Raw genomic sequence first — 17,945 nt, 5'->3', positions numbered from 1 at the left:
TGCGCGGGATTAGGCTTATTCGCTGTCCTTGGTGGCGCGAATCAGATTGCCGCGCAATTTAACGATTGCCTGCTGCATTTGCTTGAATTCGTCCGGCGTCAGGCCAGTGGCGTCGGTCAGGCAGAGCTCCGGCCGACCTTCACGCAAGTCGCGCCCGGTTTTGCTCAGGCTGATGCGCACTTGACGTTCGTCCGCCGGGTCGCGCTGGCGGTGCAAATAGCCCATCGCCTCGAGCTTTTTCAGGATCGGCGTCAGGGTGTTGGATTCGAGAAACAGCTTCTCACCGAGGCTACCGACGGTCTGGTTGTCTTCCTCCCAGAGCGCGACGATGGTGATGTATTGCGTGTACGTCAGACCGAGCTTTTCGAGGATCGGCTTATACGCCTTGCCGAACGCCAGGTTGCTGGAATACACGGCGAAACACAGGAAGTCGGCGAGCTTTTGCGCGGTGTCGGTGGGGGTTTCGGTCGGCTTCATGGGGCATCCTTTCGCGTCGAACAGCTGATAAAGCGCATGGCGGAAACTATACGGCGTGTGCGATGCAATCGGAAGGGCGGTGCTCCTATGTGCGAGCCTGCTCGCGAAGAAGCCCCGGCGTGAACCGGCTCGATCAACCGAGCCGGCCCGCATACAATCATTCAGCTGTACGTGTGCGCTTGTATCGCATGCGATATATAACGCCTAAAAAAAAGCCCGACAAGTCGGACGGGCTGCTCGTCCTCGGGACATCATTCCTTGATCACGGAACCGCCGATGTGCGACAGGAAAAACGTCGAGTCTTCCAGCGCCACCGCGTCGTGCTCTTCACCCGGCCCGATCTTCAAGTAATCACCGGCCGACAGCTCCAGATCGCCAAAGCGAATGCGCCCGGACATCATCAAAATCTCTTCGCGACCTTCATGGTCATGCAATGGAAAACGCGCGCCGGCGGTGAACGCGACAAAGTCAGAACCATCCCCGTTCTCGCCCCAGGCGCTGGAAAAACGCACGCCGGGGATGTCGGTGTCTTGGAATTCGCGGGTGGCTCGGGTTAGGTGGATCATGGTGATTCCTTTTTAAATAGCCCTTTAAAGGGTTGGGTTTTGGTCGTGCGTTTCGTGCTCGTATGCGATTAGGTCGCATACGATGCAAATAAGAGTGAGGGGAAAGGGAGGGCGTGTCAACTACGGGATCGGCGGTGTGCGACGAATGGGACTGCCGTGCAGCCCGTCGTCTTCGCGAGCAGGCTCGCACACAGGGATTCATGGTGGGGCCGACGATTATGTTCAGCCCGAATCAGAAATCAGTGGGAGCGAGCCTGCTCGCGAAGTCGGTGGCTTAGGCGTCGATGGGCTCACTGAAGAAATACCCTGGCCGCGATACCTCTCAGAGACAAGCCCACCACAGAATCTATGTGACGCGTAGAATCACCCCTCGATCGGTACTTGAGGTTGCAGCGGTGGATTTACAGCAGGGCTTTGTCCTGACCCGGCATTGGCGCGATACCCCGAGCGGGACCTTTGTCGAGTTTTGGCTGGCGACTGACGCCGGGCCGCGCAAGGTGCGGTTACCGCATCAGCCATCGGTGGCATTTATTCCGGCGATCCAGCGCGGGGCGGCCGAGGCGTTGCTGCAGGGGGAGAAAGATGTCGAACTGCGGCCCCTCGACCTGCAGGATTTCCAGCATCGCCCGGTGCTCGGCCTGTATTGCCAGCAACACAACCAGTTGATGCGGCTAGAGACCGCGCTGCGCCGCGCCGGGGTCGAGGTGTATGAGGCGGATGTGCGGCCGCCGGAACGTTACCTGATGGAGCGTTTCATCACCGCGCCGGTCTGGTTTGGCGGCACCTTGCAGGCCGACGGCACGCTGGCCGAGGCGCAGATGAAGCCGGCGCCGGGGTATCGGCCAGCGTTGAAACTGGTGTCGCTGGACATCGAAACCACCGAGCAGGGCGAGTTGTACTCGATTGCCCTGGAAGGCTGCGGCCAGCGCCAGGTGTACATGCTCGGCCCGCCCAATGGCGATGACAGCCAGGTGGATTTCCAGCTCGAATATTGCGACTCGCGGGCGACATTGCTCAAGCGGCTCAACGAGTGGTTCGCGCGGTTTGACCCGGACGCGATCATCGGCTGGAACCTGGTGCAATTCGACCTGCGGGTGCTGCACCAGCACGCGCGCAAACTCGCGGTGCCGCTGCGCCTGGGCCGCGATGGCGAGGAGATGCAGTGGCGCGAGCACGGCAGCCGTACCCATTACTTCGCGTCGGCGGCGGGGCGTTTGATCATTGATGGCATCGAGTCACTGCGCTCGGCGACCTGGAGCTTTCCGTCGTTCAGCCTGGAAAACGTCGCGCAAACGTTGCTCGGCGAGGGCAAGGCGATCAGCACGCCGTACCAGCGCATGGACGAGATCAACCGGATGTTCGCCGAGGACAAACCGGCCCTCGCCACCTACAACCTCAAGGACTGTGAACTGGTCACGCGGATTTTCGCCAAGACTGAGCTGCTGACCTTCCTGCTCGAACGCGCCAGCGTCACTGGCCTGCCGGCGGATCGCAGCGGCGGTTCGGTGGCGGCGTTCACCCATTTGTACATGCCGCTGATGCACCGCCAGGGCTTCGTTGCACCGAACCTCGGCGATCAGCCAGCGCAGGCCAGCCCGGGCGGTTTTGTCATGGACTCGCAACCAGGGCTTTACGAGTCGGTGCTGGTGCTGGATTACAAAAGCCTGTACCCGTCGATTATTCGCACCTTTCTGGTCGACCCGGTGGGCCTGATCGAAGGCCTCAAGCACCCCGACGACCAGCACTCGGTGCCTGGCTTTCGCGGCGCGCGGTTTTCCCGCACGCGGCACAGCTTGCCGGCGATTGTCGGGCGGATTGCCGAAGGTCGGGAGTTGGCCAAGCGTGAGCACAACGCGCCGCTGTCCCAGGCCTTGAAGATCATCATGAACTCGTTCTACGGGGTGCTCGGTTCCAGCGGTTGCCGGTTCTTCGACACACGGCTGGCGTCGTCGATCACCTTGCGTGGTCACGAGATCATGCTGCGCACCCGGCAACTGATCGAAGCTCAGGGCCACGCGGTGATCTATGGCGACACCGACTCCACGTTCGTCTGGCTGCGCCGCGCCCACGGCCAGGAAGAAGCCGCGCAGATTGGCCGGGCGCTGGTGGCGTCGGTCAATGACTGGTGGCGTGAGCACATCCGCGAAGAATACGGCCTCGACAGCGCTCTGGAGTTGCAATTCGAGACTCATTTCACGCGGTTTCTGATGCCAACCATTCGCGGTGCAGAGGAGGGCAGCAAAAAACGCTACGCCGGCCTGGTGACGCGCGCCGACGGCAGTGACGAAATCGTCTACAAAGGCCTGGAAAGCGTGCGCACCGACTGGTCGCCGCTGGCCCGGCAGTTTCAGCAGGAACTGTACGGGCGGATTTTCCACCGCCAGCCGTATCAGCATTACGTGCGCGAGTACGTCAGCCAGACCCTGGCTGGCGCGTTCGACGAACGCCTGATCTATCGCAAGCGCCTGCGCCGCACCCTCGACGATTACCAGCGCAACGTCCCGCCGCACGTGCGCGCGGCGCGGTTGGCCGATGACTACAACGACCAGCAAGGCCGGCCACGGCAATACCAGAATGGCGGCTGGATCAGCTACGTGATCACCGTTGCCGGACCGGAACCGCTGGAGATCCGCAGTGCGCCGATCGATTACGACCACTACGTGACCAAGCAACTTCAGCCGGTGGCCGACGCGATCCTGCCGTTTGTCGATGACGACTTCGCGACGCTGATCGGCGGCCAGTTAGGGCTGTTTTGAGTCCAGCAACTGCAGGGTCCATTCGTCTTCGATGCCGTGGAAATACTGTTGCAGCGCTTCGCTGAACAGGCTGTCCGGCGGGGTAACTTGCTTGAACAGGGTCATCGATGAGTGGAATTTCAGGTCGTCTGGATGGCCGAAAATCTGTGCGATCGAACGCTCGCTCACGTTCAGCACCAGTTGCGTGCAGGCGCGTAAACGCGGGCCCAGCAGGTTGTGCTCAAGATAGGCCGCAGCCTCCTGCGCAGAGCCGATGGCAAAGTGGCGGGACATCTTGCTGCTACCCAGCCCGGCGATCTGCGGGAAGATAAACCACATCCAGTGCCGGCGCTTTTGTCCGGCCTGCAATTCCTCTTGCACGGCGTCAAATACTGGGTCCTGAGCCAGGACGAAGCGCTGCAAATTGAACGAGTCGAGCGGATCGGTACTTCGCATGCCGATGCTCCTCAAAGACTGCCGCGACCTCAGACCATGGCCAGCCGCTGCTTGCGTTGTGGCGCGCGAAACCCTTGGTCCAGCGCCTCCAGATCAGCCGGATCGAGGCGCAATTGCGCCGCTTCGGCATTGAGCCGCACGTGCTCGGGGCGCACGGCTTTGGGAATGGCGATCACCCCGTCCTGACGCAGCAACCAGGCCAGTGCCACTTGCGCGGGCGTGACCCCGTGGCGCGCAGCGACTTGCTTGAGCGCCGGCTCCACCAGCATCCCGGCGCCCTGGCCAATCGGGCAGTAGGCCATGACCGGCAGCTGTTGCGACTGGCACCAGGGCAGCAGATCGAACTCGATGCCGCGCTCTTCCAGATTGTAGAGCACCTGGTTGGTGGCGCAGGCCGGTGCCGCCAGTTCCTGCAAATCGTCGACGTCGAAATTGGACACGCCCCAGCGGCCGATCTTGCCTTCTTCGCGCAGGCGTTCGAAGGCTTCGACGGTTTCTGCCAGAGGATACTGGCCGCGCCAATGCAGTAAGTAGAGGTCAATGTGATCGGTGTCGAGCCGGCGCAGGCTGCGCTCGCAGGCTTGCGGGATGCCTTTGCGGCTGGCGTTGTGCGGGTAGACCTTGCTGACCAGGAATACGCTGTCGCGCTGCCCTTGGATGGCTTCGCCGACCACGCTCTCGGCGCCACCTTCGGCGTACATTTCAGCGGTGTCGATCAGGGTCATGCCCAGGTCAATGCCTTGGCGAAGGGCGGCGACTTCCCGTTTGTGCGCCGAGCGGTCTTCGCCCATGCGCCAGGTGCCTTGGCCAATCACCGGAACGTTGACGCCGGCCATTTCGAGGGTGCGCATCCAAACCTCCATTCTGAAACTCGATCGATACCACGGTGGGCAGCAGAATAGCCCAAGGGTTCCGTCGAGCTCCAGAAGGCGGCGGCGGGTCAGCGGGTCATTTGGCCGAGAACTTGAACAGCGCGGTCTGGGTATAGGTCTGGCCCGGGTCCAGGCGCGTCGACGGGAAGTTCTTCTGGTTCGGCGAGTCCGGATAGTGCTGGGTTTCCAGGGTGAACGCGCCCCAGTGCGGGTAGACCTTGCCACCCTTGCCCTTGACTGTGCCATCGAGGAAGTTACCGGTATAGAACTGCACGCCCGGTTCGCTGGTGTAGAGCTGCAAGCGGCGGCCCGACTGCGGATCGCTGACATCGGCGGCCAGTTTGCTCACGTCACCCTTGGCGTCGAGCACCCAGTTGAAGTCAAACCCGCCCTGTTTCTCTTCGGCGTACTTCAACTGCTGGTGATCAGCCTTGATGTTCTTGCCGATGGCGGTCGGTTTAGTGAAATCCATCGGCGTCCCGGCGACGGCGGGCAGTTCGCCGGTGGGGATCAATTTGACGTCGACCGGTGTGTAGTGGCTGGCGTGCAGGGTCGCGACCTGTTTCAGCACATCGCCATTGCCGGCGCCCGCGAGGTTGAAGTAGCTGTGGTTGGTCAGGTTGAGCACGGTCGGTTTGTCGGTGCTGGCCTTGTATTCGATGCGCAGCTCATTGTTTTCATTGAGGCTGTAAGTGACCTCGGTTTTCAGATTGCCGGGGAAACCCATTTCGCCGTCCGCCGACAGGTACGTCAGGGTTACGCCGACCGAATCCTTGGCCTTGGTTGGTTCGGCGCTCCAGACGCGTTTGTCGAAGCCTTGGGTGCCGCCATGCAGCGAGTTGGTCTTGTCGTTCTGCGGCACCTGGTAACGCTTGCCGTCGAGTTCGAAAGCGCCATTGGCCAAGCGGTTGCCGAAGCGGCCGATGGTCGCGCCGAAATACGCGGTGCCGCTTTGATAGCCCTGCACGTCGTCGAAACCCAGAACCACGTCGGCGACCTTGCCGTTTTTATCCGGGATTTGCAGCGATTGCAGGGTGGCGCCGTAGGTGATGACCGTGGCTTGCACGCCGTGGCTATTGCGCAGGATGTATTGCTCGACGGGTGTACCGTCATTGGTCTTGCCGAAGGCCTTGTGTTCGCTGGTCAGTCCAGCGGCTTGAGCGGAAAGGGTGGCGATCATCAGGGACAGTCCGAGGCCGGAGAGCAGGAAACGGGATTGAAGCATGGTTAACCTTCCATTTTGTTGTTGTTTTTCGAGGTGCCCACATAGTGGGATATAGTCCTACTAAATAGGACTATCCAGAGGATTTATAGCGCAGTGAATCGGTTTTGCAATTAAAAAAGTCCGACTAAATGATGAAACTGTCGAGACCACAGATCGCTCGCCGCCCGCTGCACTGCACTTTTTCGCGAATACCGGCTCTATCTTTGGCCAGCCGATGGCGATCCCCACCGTCGGCCCATGTCCAAGTCCACACCTATGGTTTTAGCGTCACTGCTTGTCTCACTCTGTTTGCGCCGCCTGTCGATGTTGCTGGTGGGCGTGTCTCTGTTGGTGGCCAGCGGTTGCAGCCATCAGGACGGCAACGATCTGCTCAGCCAGTTTCGCAAAGGCAAACCACAGGAGTTCTTGCAGACCAGCGTCGATCGCATGGCCACCCTGGCGATGCGCGACAACCTTGAAAGCCTGTACTTGCTGATGAACAAGCTGTACCTGCGCAACCCGGAAGAACTGCGTAAATCCGGCTTCCTCGACATCGGCACCGCGGAAAAGCAGGTACGCCTGGCCATCGAACAGCAACAGCCGTTGCCGGCGTTGGGCAACAAGAAGGACCTGGCCGCGCTGCGCTTCGCCATGAGCCCGGAGTTCCTCGGCGACCGGGTTGGCGCGTTCATCTACGCGATTGGCAGCATGCTGGTGACCGCGCACGGCAATCGCCTGGAGTTCTACATGACCGACGCGATCAACCCGACCTTCGTCAGCAATGCCGCGCGCAACATCGAGAAAGCCACCTGGATCCTCAGCCAACGGCAAAACAAGAACGGTGAACCGCTGCTGTTTTCCAACGAAATCTCGGAGGAGGGCAGCAACCTGAGTTTCGCCACTGAGTTTGGCAAGATCGTCGCCCGGCTCGACCTGCTGACCCAGATGCTCGACGAGCGCTACCGGCGCATCGGCCTCAACTATGCGCAGAGTCTGTTGTTCCTGAATTTTTTGCCGGTGCAATAAGGACAGCCGGCCGCTGAAATCAGAAACAAACCACTGCTGTCATGCGTTAGGTGCTACGGTGGAAAGCCACCTTTCATTCGCCCGCGAGTGAGCCGTCGGCATTTCCCGCTCGATCTGCCAGAGGTGACATGTGCCCCTTGACCTGCCCAAGAACCTGAACCGACCCACCGGGTATCGCCTCGACGCTTTGTCGTGAGCGCCCCGCCCAAGAGTCTGCCGCTGATCCTCAGCGAGCTGCGCCATGCCACCACGGGGCAGCACCAGGCGCTGGAGAAACGGATTCCGTTTTTTACCACTGACCGCTTGCTCTACAGCCGATTGATCCAGGCGTATTACGGCTTTTATCGACAGCTGGAGAGCCAGCTCGCTCCCGTGGCCATGACCATTCCCAAACTGGACTGGCTGGTTCGCGGCAAGATCCCGTCGCTCGAGGCCGACCTGTATGCCCTGGGACTCGACGCGGCGATGATCGAAGCCATCCCGATGTGCCGCGCGCCCCTGGCCACCGGCACCGCTGCCCAAGTATTGGGCGTGTTGTATGTGCTCGAAGGGGCCACGCTCGGCGGGCAATCGCTGCGCAATGGCCTGCATGCGCGGCTGGGCATCGATGAGTACAGTGGCTGCCGGTTTTTTTCGGTGTACGGCACCTCGACGCAGGTGATGTGGCGGGGCTTCCTCAGCTGTTTGTACGAAGTGCGCGACCCAGCGCAACGGGCGAGCTCGGTGCTGGCTGCCAAAACCACCTTCAGCGCCTTCGAAGAATGGCTAGACACCTGCGGCGTGCTGCAATGATTCGCTTCGACGAGCAGCCGCTTGAGGTGACGCGGGCGCGCAGTAAATTCCCCTTTCGCTACCAGTAGCGAGCTGACAGGCGTTGCGCCATCGGCATCGCGGGATGCCACGCCGGGCGGTTGCGCAATGGGCGGCCTGTCCTAAGCTTGGAGACAAGGCGAGAACATTTACCGGCCGCTGTCCGGAACAATCGCCGTGATGCGCAATCAGTAGCGTAACGATTAAAAGGAGATGCGCATGCTCATCCGGTCACTGACCCTGACAACTCTGCTGGCCGTGGCCAGCCCTCTGTTCGCTGCCGACGGCGACTCCCCGCTGGTGGCGGAAGTGGGCAAGACCCGGCCCCTGATCGTCATTGCCCGCACCCCGGTCGACCCGACCCTGATCAAACTGAAAAAAGACCTCGACGAACCGGCCAACCGCGACGGCTTCAAGCAGCGCAACATGGTCCTTTACACTGTCGTGGGCCTGACCGGGCAGCGCGACGGTAAGGACATGGACACACAGGCCACTATGGCGATGATTCGCCAGCTTAAACCGGCGGTCAGCGAAGAGGCCAAAGTCATTCTGGTGGGCAAGGATGGCGAGAAAAAACTCGAGAAAATCGGCGCGGTGGAACTTCAGGAAGTCTTTAGCACCATCGACGCCATGCCAATGGCCGAGAAAGAAGCCGCCGCAGCGGCAGCGCCAGAGCCCACCCCCGAAGCCGCACCGGCCAAGGGGGGCAAAGACGCCAAGGGCTCCCATCCAAGCAAACCGGCGAAACCGGCTAAACCCGCGCAAATGCCCGACGATTGATCGCCGCCGCCCCGGCGTGGGGCGGCTGCAACCGATTTCATCGCAACCTGAAACCGTGGGAGCGAGCCTGCTCGCGAAGGCATGTATCTGGCGATAGATTTCTATTGCCTGCAAGGCCCTCATCGCTGGCAAGCCAAGCTCCCACAGGGATCTTCAGCGTTCCTGATGACCTGCATACACCCGCAATACCCGTGGGAGCGAGCCCGCTCGCGAAAGCGGTGTGCCTGCTGACGAATTTTTTGCGAGTGTTCGCATGACCTGTGGGAACTGCGGTGCGACGATTCGACTTTGCCAGCGATGAGGCCGGCGCAGGCAACGAAGATCAGCAAACTCACCGCACCAGACACGGCCGCTTGTTATCGAACGTCCAGCCCGGAATCAGAAACTGCATCGCCACGCTATCGTCCCGTGCCCCGAGGCCCATGCCTTTGTAGAGTTCGTGAGCCTTGGCCAGTTGATCTTCGTCCAGTTCTACCCCCAGGCCCGGTTTGTTCGGGACCTGCACGCAGCCGCCGACGATTTGCAGCGGGGCTTTGGTCAGGCGCTGGCCGTCCTGCCAGATCCAGTGGGTGTCGATGGCGGTGATGTCGCCCGGCGCAGCGGCGGCGACGTGGGTGAACATGGCCAGGGAAATGTCGAAGTGGTTGTTGGAATGCGAGCCCCAGGTCAGGCCCCATTCGTGGCACATCTGCGCCACGCGTACCGAACCCTGCATGGTCCAGAAATGCGGATCGGCGAGGGGAATGTCGACCGATTGCAACTGGATCGCGTGGCCCATTTCCCGCCAGTCGGTGGCGATCATATTGGTGGCGGTTTTCAGCCCGGTGGCGCGGCGGAACTCAGCCATCACCTCGCGTCCCGAATAACCATTCTCGGCGCCGCATGGGTCTTCCGCGTAGGCCAGCACATCATGCTGATCGCGGCACAGACGCACAGCTTCTTTGAGTGACCAGGCACCGTTCGGATCAAGGGTGATGCGCGCGTCCGGAAAGCGTTCGGCGAGGGCGGTGACGGCTTCGATTTCGGCGTCGCCGCTGAGCACGCCGCCCTTGAGTTTGAAGTCCTGGAAGCCATAGCGCGCCTGTGCCGCTTCGGCCAGGCGCACCACCGCGTCAGCATCCAGGGCCGGCTCGTGGCGCACGCGGAACCAGTCATTGTCGGCGTCCGGTTCGCTGCGGTAGGCGAGGTCGGTCTTTTGGCGGTCGCCAAGGTAAAACAGATAGCCGAGCATCTTCACTTCGTCGCGCTGCTGGCCTTCGCCGAGTAACGCCGCAACCGGCACGTCGAGGTGCTGGCCGAGCAAATCAAGCAGTGCCGCCTCCAGCCCGGTGACCGCGTGAATGGTGATCCGCAGATCAAACGTCTGCAGGCCACGGCCACCGGCGTCGCGGTCGGCGAAGGTCTTTCGTACCTGGTTGAGGATCTTCTGGTAACTGCCAATCGGGCTGCCGACCACCAGAGAGCGGGCATCTTCGAGGGTCTGGCGGATGCGTTCGCCGCCCGGTACTTCACCCACTCCGGTGTGGCCGGCGTTGTCTTTGAGAATCACGATATTGCGGGTGAAAAACGGCCCGTGGGCGCCGCTCAGGTTGAGCAGCATACCGTCGTGGCCCGCCACGGGAACGACCTGCATGCTGGTGATGATCGGGGCTTTGGCAGTGTCTTGTGAGTGCATGTGCTTATCCTTTCAGAGCGATGTTCAAACAGGGCTGGAAACCGGTTTGCCGAGTTCGGCGACGGCGGCGGGTTTCGGCGTGTTGCGGGCGGCAAAGACAATGATTGCGGCAATGATCGATGTCGCGGCCAGGCCATACAGGCCGCCCTGGATCGAGCCGGTGTTTTGCTCCAGCAAACCGAACGTGGTTGGCGCCACGAAGCCGCCGAGGTTGCCGACCGAGTTGATCAGGGCAATCACGCCGGCGGCGATCCGCGCGTCCAGGTAAGCCTGCGGAATCGGCCAGAACAGCGAGGACGCCGATTTGAATCCCAACGCCGCAAAGCAGATCGCGACGAAGGCGAAGATCGGCCCGCCAGTGGTGGACATGAACATCCCGGCCGCGGCAATCAGCAACGCCGTCGCAACCCAGGCTTGTTGGTGCTTCCACTTGGCCGACAACGAAGCGAAGGCGTACATGCCCACGATCGACAGCAACCACGGAATCGAATTGAACAGACCGACCTGAACGTCGCTGAGGTCGCCCATCTTCTTGATGATGCTCGGCAGCCAGAAGGTCGCGGCGTAGATGGTCAGCTGAATGAAGAAATAGATCAGGCAGAACAGAATGATCTGCCGGTCCTTGAGCAGTTTGCCCAGCGACGGCTTGATCGGCGTCGCCGCTTCGCGGGCCCGCTGTTCGTCGTCGATGGCGTTGACCAACGCATCTTGCTCGGCGCGGCTCAGCCATTTGGCGTCGTGAGGTTTGGAGTCCAGCCAGAACCAAACGAACGCACACAGCCCGACGGAAAACATCCCTTCGATAAAGTACATCCACTGCCAGCCGTGCATGCCCAAGCCTTCGATTTGCAGGAGCAGGCCGGACAACGGACCGGAGATCAGCGAAGCGATCGCTGAACCGCTGAGGAAAATCGCGATCGCCTTGCCGCGCTCGACGCCCGGCAGCCAACGGGTGAAGTAATAAATCACCCCAGGGAAGAATCCGGCCTCCGCCACGCCCAGCAGAAAACGCAGGATGTAGAAGTGGGTTTCGTTCTGGATGAAGGCCATGCCGGCAGCAACCAGGCCCCAGGTCAGCATGATGCGGGTCAGCCAGATGCGTGCGCCGACTTTTTGCAGAAGGATGTTGGACGGGACTTCGAACAGCGCATAACCGATGAAAAACAGCCCGGCCCCGAGGCCGTAGGCGGCGGCACCGATGCCCAGGTCGTGCTCCATGTGCGAACGCACGAAGCCGATGTTGACCCGGTCAATGTAATTGACGATGAACATGATGACGAACAGCGGCAGGACATGGCGTTTTACTTTGGATATCGCCGATTGCAGTGCCGGATCGGCACCCTCGGTTATTCCGGATACGGACGTCTTCACTTGGTTTTCTCCCACTCGTTATTTTTATGCGGGGTGTAACTTTGTATTCCGATGTTGATAGACATCATACAACTAGATTTTTTCGTCGTACAAGTGGTTTGATTTGATGGGATTTGATTTTGCTCTGAGTTCACAAGGCCGTATCAGAATAAAAATCCAGTAAAAACAGGGATTTCTTGTTTTTCAGTGTGAGTGATGACCCGGTAAAAAATGCGAATGAAGCTGCATGCTGAGCGTTTGTAGATGTGGGTTCAGACGTTAAAGTTGAAAGGTTGTAATACAAGCTAAGCGGAACAGACGTCTCATTTCTGATCACGTGTTGCGCCAGCGCAGTGCTACGATCCGCAAGCCCCCGTGACGGAAGACACCATGCAAGACGACCTCGACGCCCCCGCTCGCAAGCGCACCCACAGCCTGGCCCATGATCTGGTGGAGAAGCTGACCCAGAGCATCCTGCTCGGGCAGATGATGCCGGGAGAAAAACTGCCGTCCGAGAACGCCATCGTTCAGGAGCACGGGGTCAGTCGCACCGTGGTGCGGGAGGCACTGTCGAAGTTGCAAGCGTCCGGCCTGGTAGAAACCCGGCATGGCATCGGCACTTTCGTATTGGAGCGCGGCCCGGAGAACGGCCTGCGGTTGAATGTCGATACCGCGCTGGGGGTGCGCAGTATTCTGGAGTTGCGCCTGGGCCTGGAAACCCAGGCCGCCGCGCTCGCCGCCAGCCGTCGCAGCGAAGAGCAAGTGACGCAGATGCGCGAAGCACTGGATGACTACCAACGGCTGCTGGCTAACAACGACAGTTGCGTCGAGGCCGATCGGCGCTTCCATCTGTTAATTGCCGAAGCCACCGGCAATGTCTGCTTCACCGAGATCATGCAGCACTTGGGCAATGCCATGATTCCGCGCACTCGTCTTAACGCTGCCGAGCGCGGAGCAGCCGATTTGAGCAAGCTCGGGCAACTGGCCAATCTGGAACATGAAGCGATCCTCAACGCCATCAAGCGTCAGGACCCGGACGCCGCTCGCGCCGCCATGTGGCTGCACCTGACCAACAGCCGCGACCGCTTTCTCGCCGCTGATCACTAAGCGCGACCGTCCGTCCAATCGACAGCACGCCCACCGCACCCCAGCTTCCAAGGTATACGGACCAGATAATCTGGACCTTACCCACCGAGGTGCATCATGGCTAATGACACACAATTCCAGGGCGGAAACGAACAACTCGATCCAACCCGGCCGATGCCTGGCACGGACGAACCCAGCCTGAACCACGATGCACCACCGGGCATGGATCCGTCGCGCGACCCGGCGAATGCCGAGGCTGATGATGATCGTCCGGAAGACTGGAAGGATCCGGCGGCGGACGAGGACGTGCCGACGGCGGATGAGGAAACGCCCCTGTCTGATGATATGCGTTAAAAAATGTGGGGCGGTTTGTTTCTGATGAGGGCTTGGCAGTTGACGAAGGTGTCGACTGTCAGGCCCTCACTGCTCGCTCCCACAGGTTTCGAAGGAGTACTCAGTATTTGCGAATCCTCGTGGCAGCGAGCCTGCTCGCGAAAACAATGGCTCATCCACCGAAAGACTTCGGGCTCAGAAAACTCAGCCCTTGGTCTCCGTCATCCTGATAATCCCCTGGGCATTATTGCTGTCGAAATTCAGGTCCAGCGTGCCTGTTTCCGGATCGACCTTACGGGTAATGAACTCAACGAATGAACCGGGCACTTGGTGCGGTCGCAGTTTGCCCTGATCATCGAGCAGATCCCGAGTAACGGTGCAGGAACGGTAGGCTGTCTGCATGACCCGGCCCGAAGTCGACACTTCGATGCTGTCCTTGATCGGCCGCTCCAGGCGGATCTGTTCCTCGACCACCGCCTGCAAATCATCCACCCGATCGGTGAGGTGATTGAAGCTGTTGCCTTCCGTGGCGATCCACGCCATCGATTCACTTTCACTCAACAACTGTCGGTAGTCAGCCTCGCTGACGACGCCATGCTGGCGGGCGAAGGCGCGGCATAGAACGGGCAGCAACTGAGTGGCTTCTTCGAGGCTGCAATGGCGGGTGCTGCGCAGGCGTCTGAGGATGCTCAAATGCGTGCTGTCCAGCGGATCGCGACTCGACGCCAGTACGCGGCTGACGGTGACTTGAAAGGTTTCGCTGAGCCGCCCCGGATGAAATTCGGCGACGAAGAATTGCGCGATGTCCTCCGGTAGATCCATCTGGCGGAACGCCCAGCCGGTGACGTGCAATTTGGTCAGCGCATAGGTGCGCACGTCGCTGAAACCCAAGGGTTCCAGGATTCGCGTGAAGGCCTGGCGGCCGCGCGGCAACTCGCCGGTTTCGTGCCAGTCGACGGTGCGAAACGCGCCGTGATCGAACACCACCTTACGACCTGCGGCAGCTTGCTCCTCGACATAACGCCGGCCATCCGGCACTGCTCGCACCAGGCTGTGGAACAGGCACAGGCCCAAGGCTTCGGCGAGCCAGGCGCGGTGGATCGCGGTGTCGCTCCAGGCAAAATCATCGAGGCCTCGCGGCACGTCAACATGGCGTTGCAACCATTCGGCGGCCGGTTGCCCGACGGTGGAGGCGACCAGGGAAAACAGATGGGGGACGGCAGACATGCGCGACGGCTCCGGGCAAACATCAGGGTCAGAATCGATACAACACGTGACGGGGCTGTTTTATTCCATCCTGTGGCCCGGCGCTACTGCTCATCACATCCGAAGGGGCGGCGCATTCAGCACGCGCCGGCGCTCCAGGTTCAGCGCCAGTACGCTGACCAGCACCACCGTCGCGCCGACCACCACAATCGCCACGCCGAGCAAGCCAACCACAATGCAGCCCCAGCGCCAGGCACTGATCTGATCCTTGAACAGACACCGCGCTAGCACCGCAGTGAACAACGGCGTGGTCTGGGCCAGCACACTGGACACCCCGGCACTCACCCCTTGCTGGCCGAGGTTCAGCACTACGTGGTGTTGATGTGGCCCCCGGGCTGTCCGTACCGCGCCGCGCTGGAGCACTGGCTACGACGCCACGGCCAGGCCGCGCCGATCGTCAGCCTGGCGCGGTAAAGCGCTGGCGCCCGACAGGACGCCATCGCTGGCGAGCCAGCTCCCACAGGGATTTACGGTGTTGATGGTGATTGCATCCGCCCCCAAGCCCTGTGGGAGCGAGCCTGCTCGCGAAGGGGCCAGTACATTCACCATCAATGGCGCATGAACAACCGCATTCGCGAGCAGGCTCGCTCGCACATTGGAACTGCGGCGTAAACAGATCCTGTGTCCACTACAAATCAAACCTGTGGGAGACGTCTAACCTCAGGCCCGTTCCAGCGCCAGTGCGACGCCCTGGCCGCCGCCGATGCACAGCGTCGCCAGGCCTTTTTTGGCATCGCGCTTGATCATCTCGTGCAGCAAGGTCACCAGCACCCGGCAGCCCGATGCACCGATCGGGTGGCCCAAGGCGATGGCACCGCCGTTGACGTTGACCTTGTCCAAGTCCCATTCCAGGTCCTTGGCCACCGCCAGGGATTGCGCGGCGAAGGCTTCGTTGGCTTCGATCAGGTCGAGTTGGTCGATGGTCCAACCGGCCTTGCTCAGGCAGCGACGAGTGGCCGATACCGGGCCAATGCCCATGATCGCCGGGTCAACGCCCGCGTTGGAGTAGGCAGCGATTTTCGCCAGCACCGGCAGGCCGAGCGCCTTGGCTTTGTCGGCGCTCATCAGGATCACAGCGGCGGCACCGTCGTTCAGCGAAGACGCGTTACCGGCGGTCACCGAACCGTCCTTCTTGAAGGCCGGTTTGAGCTTGCCCAGAGATTCGGCGGTGGTGCCGGCCCGTGGTTGCTCGTCGGTGGCGAAGGACAGCGGGTCGCCCTTGCGTTGCGGAATAAGGATCGGCGTGATTTCGTCGACAAACCGTCCGGCTTCGATGGCGGCGCTGGCTTTCTGTTGCGAAGCGGCGGCGAACGCGTCTTGCTGTTCACGGCTGATGCTGTACTTCTCTGCCAGGTTTTCTGCGGTGATGCCCATGTGGTAATCGTTGAACGCATCCCACAGGCCATCGCTGATCATGGTGTCGACGATTTGTGCGTGCCCCATGCGCAGGCCGGTACGCGCACCGGGCATGACGTAGTTGGCCAGGCTCATGTTTTCCTGGCCGCCGGCGATGATCACTTCGGCATCGCCGCAGCGGATCGCCTGGGCGCCCAGGTGCAAAGCCTTGAGGCCCGAGCCGCAGACCTTGTTCAGGGTCATGGCCGGTACGGCGAACGGCAGGCCAGCCTTGATCGAGGCCTGGCGCGCCGGGTTCTGGCCGGCGCCGGCGGTCAGCACCTGGCCCATGATCACTTCATCGACTTCGGCCGGGTCGAGACCGGTTTGCGCCAGCAACTGGCGGATCACCGCAGCGCCCAGGTCGACGGCGGACACACTGGCCAGCGCACCCTGGAAACTGCCGATGGCGGTGCGGGTGGCGGCAACAATGACGACTTCTTGCATGGAATGATTCCTCACTGAGCAGCGAACTGCATTTCAGGGACGTGCTCGGGCACGATCAGTTTGCCGGCGGTCTTGGCGACGATTTCCTCGACGCTCACGCCCGGCGCGCGTTCTTTGAGGACGAAGGCGCCGTTTTCGATTTCCAGGTAGGCGAGGTCTGTCAGCACCCGCTTGATGCAACCCGCGCCGGTCAGCGGCAGGCTGCACTGCGACAGCAACTTGGACTCACCGTCCTTGGACGCATGGGTCATGATCACGATGATGTTGTCCGCGCCGGCCACCAGGTCCATCGCGCCGCCCATGCCCTTGACCAGTTTGCCGGGGATCATCCACGAGGCGATGTTGCCTTGCACGTCCACCTCGAAGGCGCCGAGCACAGTCAGGTCAACATGGCCGCCACGGATCATGGCGAAGGATTCAGCGGAGTGAAAGATCGAGGCGCCGATGCGCGCGGTGACGGTTTGCTTGCCGGCGTTGATCATGTCGGCGTCGATGGTTTCTTCCGTGGGGAACGGCCCCATGCCGAGCAAGCCGTTTTCCGACTGCAGCATGACTTCCATGCCTTCGGGGATGTAGTTGGCGACCAGGGTCGGAATGCCGATGCCCAGGTTCACATAAAAGCCGTCTTGCATTTCGCGGGCGACGCGCTGAGCCATTTGTTCGCGGGAAAGTGCCATTGTCGTTGTTCCTTTTTATTCGGGCCGAGGGCAGGGGATCACTTACGCACGGTGCGCTGTTCGATGCGCTTCTCGAACGTGCCGCAGATGATCCGGTCGACGTAGATGCCAGGGGTGTGGATCTGCGCCGGGTCCAGCTCGCCGGGTTCGACAATTTCTTCGACTTCGACCACGGTGATCTTGCCAGCGGTGGCGGCCAGCGGATTGAAGTTCTGGGCGGTGTGGCGGTAGATGACGTTGCCGAAATGATCGGCTTTCCAGCCTTTGACGATGGCGAAGTCACCGGTGATGGACTCTTCCATCAGGTACTTGCGACCATTGAATTCACGCACTTCCTTGCCGTCGGCAACCGGGGTGCCGACACCGGTCGCGGTGAAGAATGCCGGGATGCCCGCGCCGCCGGCACGCATTTTCTCGGCCAGGGTGCCTTGCGGCGTGAGGACGACTTCGATTTCACCTTTGAGCAGTTGCTCTTCGAACAGCTTGTTCTCGCCGACGTAGGACGCCACCACTTTGCTGATCTGCCGATCGACCAGCAACACGCCGAGGCCGAAACCGTCGACGCCGCAATTGTTCGAGACCACGGTCAGGTCACGGGTGCCCTTGCGCTTGATCTCGGCGATCAGGTTCTCGGGAATGCCGCACAGGCCGAAACCGCCTGCGATGACCGTCATGCCGTCTGTCAGACCTGCGAGAGCTTCCTCGTAGGAGCTCACGCGCTTATCGAAACCTGCCATGTGCACCTCTTTTATTCTTTGTGGGCGGCTGGCTAGCCGTATGTCTGGAGTGT

At 61.1% G+C, this 17,945-nt stretch carries 17 protein-coding genes and 2 pseudogenes; 7 read left to right on the top strand and 12 right to left on the bottom strand.

The annotated features are described in order from the left end of the window. Positions 1–15: 15 nt before the first annotated feature. The gene (locus RG836_RS14220; RefSeq protein WP_310846462.1) at positions 16–477 is read right to left on the bottom strand and encodes a MarR family winged helix-turn-helix transcriptional regulator; all 462 of its coding nucleotides are present in this window, start codon (positions 475–477) and stop codon (positions 16–18) included. Positions 478–728: 251 nt separating this feature from the next. Next, positions 729–1,043, bottom strand: a complete 315-nt coding sequence (locus RG836_RS14215) for a cupin domain-containing protein (protein WP_310846461.1) — start codon at positions 1,041–1,043, stop codon at positions 729–731. A 395-nt stretch (positions 1,044–1,438) separates the two neighbouring features. On the opposite strand from RG836_RS14215, the gene RG836_RS14210 reads away from it, so the two are divergent. Continuing rightward, positions 1,439–3,799, top strand: a complete 2,361-nt coding sequence (locus RG836_RS14210; protein WP_310846459.1) for a DNA polymerase II — start codon at positions 1,439–1,441, stop codon at positions 3,797–3,799. Here the strand turns inward: RG836_RS14210 and RG836_RS14205 are convergent. The 3 genes from RG836_RS14205 to RG836_RS14195 form a co-directional block, all read right to left on the bottom strand. Next, positions 3,785–4,234 (bottom strand): DUF1810 domain-containing protein, encoded by a 450-nt coding sequence (locus tag RG836_RS14205; protein ID WP_310846457.1) that lies wholly within the window; start codon positions 4,232–4,234, stop codon positions 3,785–3,787. The genes RG836_RS14210 and RG836_RS14205 overlap by 15 nt on opposite strands. Before the next feature lie 29 nt (positions 4,235–4,263). Beyond that, on the bottom strand, positions 4,264–5,085 hold the full coding sequence (locus RG836_RS14200; RefSeq protein ID WP_310846454.1) for an aldo/keto reductase: 822 nt from the start codon (positions 5,083–5,085) through the stop codon (positions 4,264–4,266). A gap of 97 nt (positions 5,086–5,182) precedes the next feature. Next, positions 5,183–6,331, bottom strand: a complete 1,149-nt coding sequence (locus RG836_RS14195; protein WP_310846450.1) for an aldose epimerase family protein — start codon at positions 6,329–6,331, stop codon at positions 5,183–5,185. 303 nt (positions 6,332–6,634) lie between these two features. On the opposite strand from RG836_RS14195, the gene RG836_RS14190 reads away from it, so the two are divergent. From RG836_RS14190 to RG836_RS14180, 3 genes are all read left to right on the top strand, one after another. After that, positions 6,635–7,336, top strand: coding sequence for a hypothetical protein (locus tag RG836_RS14190; RefSeq protein ID WP_310846547.1), 702 nt, complete (start codon positions 6,635–6,637; stop codon positions 7,334–7,336). Between the two features lie 192 nt (positions 7,337–7,528). After that, the gene (locus tag RG836_RS14185) at positions 7,529–8,128 is read left to right on the top strand and encodes a biliverdin-producing heme oxygenase (protein WP_310846448.1); all 600 of its coding nucleotides are present in this window, start codon (positions 7,529–7,531) and stop codon (positions 8,126–8,128) included. Positions 8,129–8,365: 237 nt separating this feature from the next. After that, positions 8,366–8,926: a DUF4174 domain-containing protein gene (locus tag RG836_RS14180; RefSeq protein WP_310846446.1), complete on the top strand. Its 561-nt coding sequence runs from the start codon at positions 8,366–8,368 to the stop codon at positions 8,924–8,926. Between the two features lie 331 nt (positions 8,927–9,257). Here the strand turns inward: RG836_RS14180 and gudD are convergent, their stop codons facing one another. Beyond that, the gene (gudD, locus tag RG836_RS14175) at positions 9,258–10,601 is read right to left on the bottom strand and encodes a glucarate dehydratase (RefSeq protein WP_310846444.1); all 1,344 of its coding nucleotides are present in this window, start codon (positions 10,599–10,601) and stop codon (positions 9,258–9,260) included. A gap of 24 nt (positions 10,602–10,625) precedes the next feature. Further along, entirely contained in the window at positions 10,626–11,972 is a 1,347-nt protein-coding gene (locus RG836_RS14170; RefSeq protein WP_310846440.1) for an MFS transporter, read from the bottom strand. A gap of 369 nt (positions 11,973–12,341) precedes the next feature. Here RG836_RS14170 and RG836_RS14165 point away from each other — a divergent pair, with 369 nt between their 5' ends. Both RG836_RS14165 and RG836_RS14160 read left to right on the top strand, forming a co-directional pair. Further along, the gene (locus RG836_RS14165; protein ID WP_310846437.1) at positions 12,342–13,058 is read left to right on the top strand and encodes a FadR/GntR family transcriptional regulator; all 717 of its coding nucleotides are present in this window, start codon (positions 12,342–12,344) and stop codon (positions 13,056–13,058) included. A 96-nt stretch (positions 13,059–13,154) separates the two neighbouring features. Beyond that, positions 13,155–13,391 (top strand): hypothetical protein, encoded by a 237-nt coding sequence (locus RG836_RS14160; protein ID WP_310846434.1) that lies wholly within the window; start codon positions 13,155–13,157, stop codon positions 13,389–13,391. Between the two features lie 183 nt (positions 13,392–13,574). Here the strand turns inward: RG836_RS14160 and RG836_RS14155 are convergent, their stop codons facing one another. Beyond that, positions 13,575–14,597, bottom strand: a complete 1,023-nt coding sequence (locus RG836_RS14155; RefSeq protein WP_310846431.1) for a 2-oxoadipate dioxygenase/decarboxylase family protein — start codon at positions 14,595–14,597, stop codon at positions 13,575–13,577. Positions 14,598–14,771: 174 nt separating this feature from the next. Then, positions 14,772–14,954, bottom strand: a pseudogene (locus RG836_RS14150) (EamA family transporter); the annotation flags it as partial. Between RG836_RS14150 and RG836_RS14145 the strand changes: the two are divergent. Continuing rightward, positions 14,949–15,044: pseudogene (locus tag RG836_RS14145) on the top strand (LysR family transcriptional regulator); the annotation flags it as partial. The pseudogenes RG836_RS14150 and RG836_RS14145 sit on opposite strands and share 6 nt — an antisense overlap. 252 nt (positions 15,045–15,296) lie before the next feature. Here RG836_RS14145 and RG836_RS14140 read toward each other — a convergent pair. The 3 genes from RG836_RS14140 to RG836_RS14130 are packed head-to-tail and all read right to left on the bottom strand — an operon-like array spanning position 15,297 to position 17,892. Continuing rightward, complete coding sequence (locus RG836_RS14140; protein ID WP_310846428.1) at positions 15,297–16,478, bottom strand: acetyl-CoA C-acetyltransferase; 1,182 nt, start codon at positions 16,476–16,478, stop codon at positions 15,297–15,299. Positions 16,479–16,489: 11 nt separating this feature from the next. Continuing rightward, the gene (locus RG836_RS14135; RefSeq protein WP_310846426.1) at positions 16,490–17,155 is read right to left on the bottom strand and encodes a CoA transferase subunit B; all 666 of its coding nucleotides are present in this window, start codon (positions 17,153–17,155) and stop codon (positions 16,490–16,492) included. A gap of 38 nt (positions 17,156–17,193) precedes the next feature. Then, the gene (locus tag RG836_RS14130; RefSeq protein ID WP_310846423.1) at positions 17,194–17,892 is read right to left on the bottom strand and encodes a CoA transferase subunit A; all 699 of its coding nucleotides are present in this window, start codon (positions 17,890–17,892) and stop codon (positions 17,194–17,196) included. Positions 17,893–17,945 lie beyond the last annotated feature (53 nt).

It is taken from the genome of Pseudomonas rhizozeae (genome assembly GCF_031583775.1).
Classification (GTDB): domain Bacteria; phylum Pseudomonadota; class Gammaproteobacteria; order Pseudomonadales; family Pseudomonadaceae; genus Aquipseudomonas.
The sequence above is the reverse complement of the archived record's forward strand: the minus strand, read 5'-3'. Positions and strand labels throughout refer to the sequence as shown.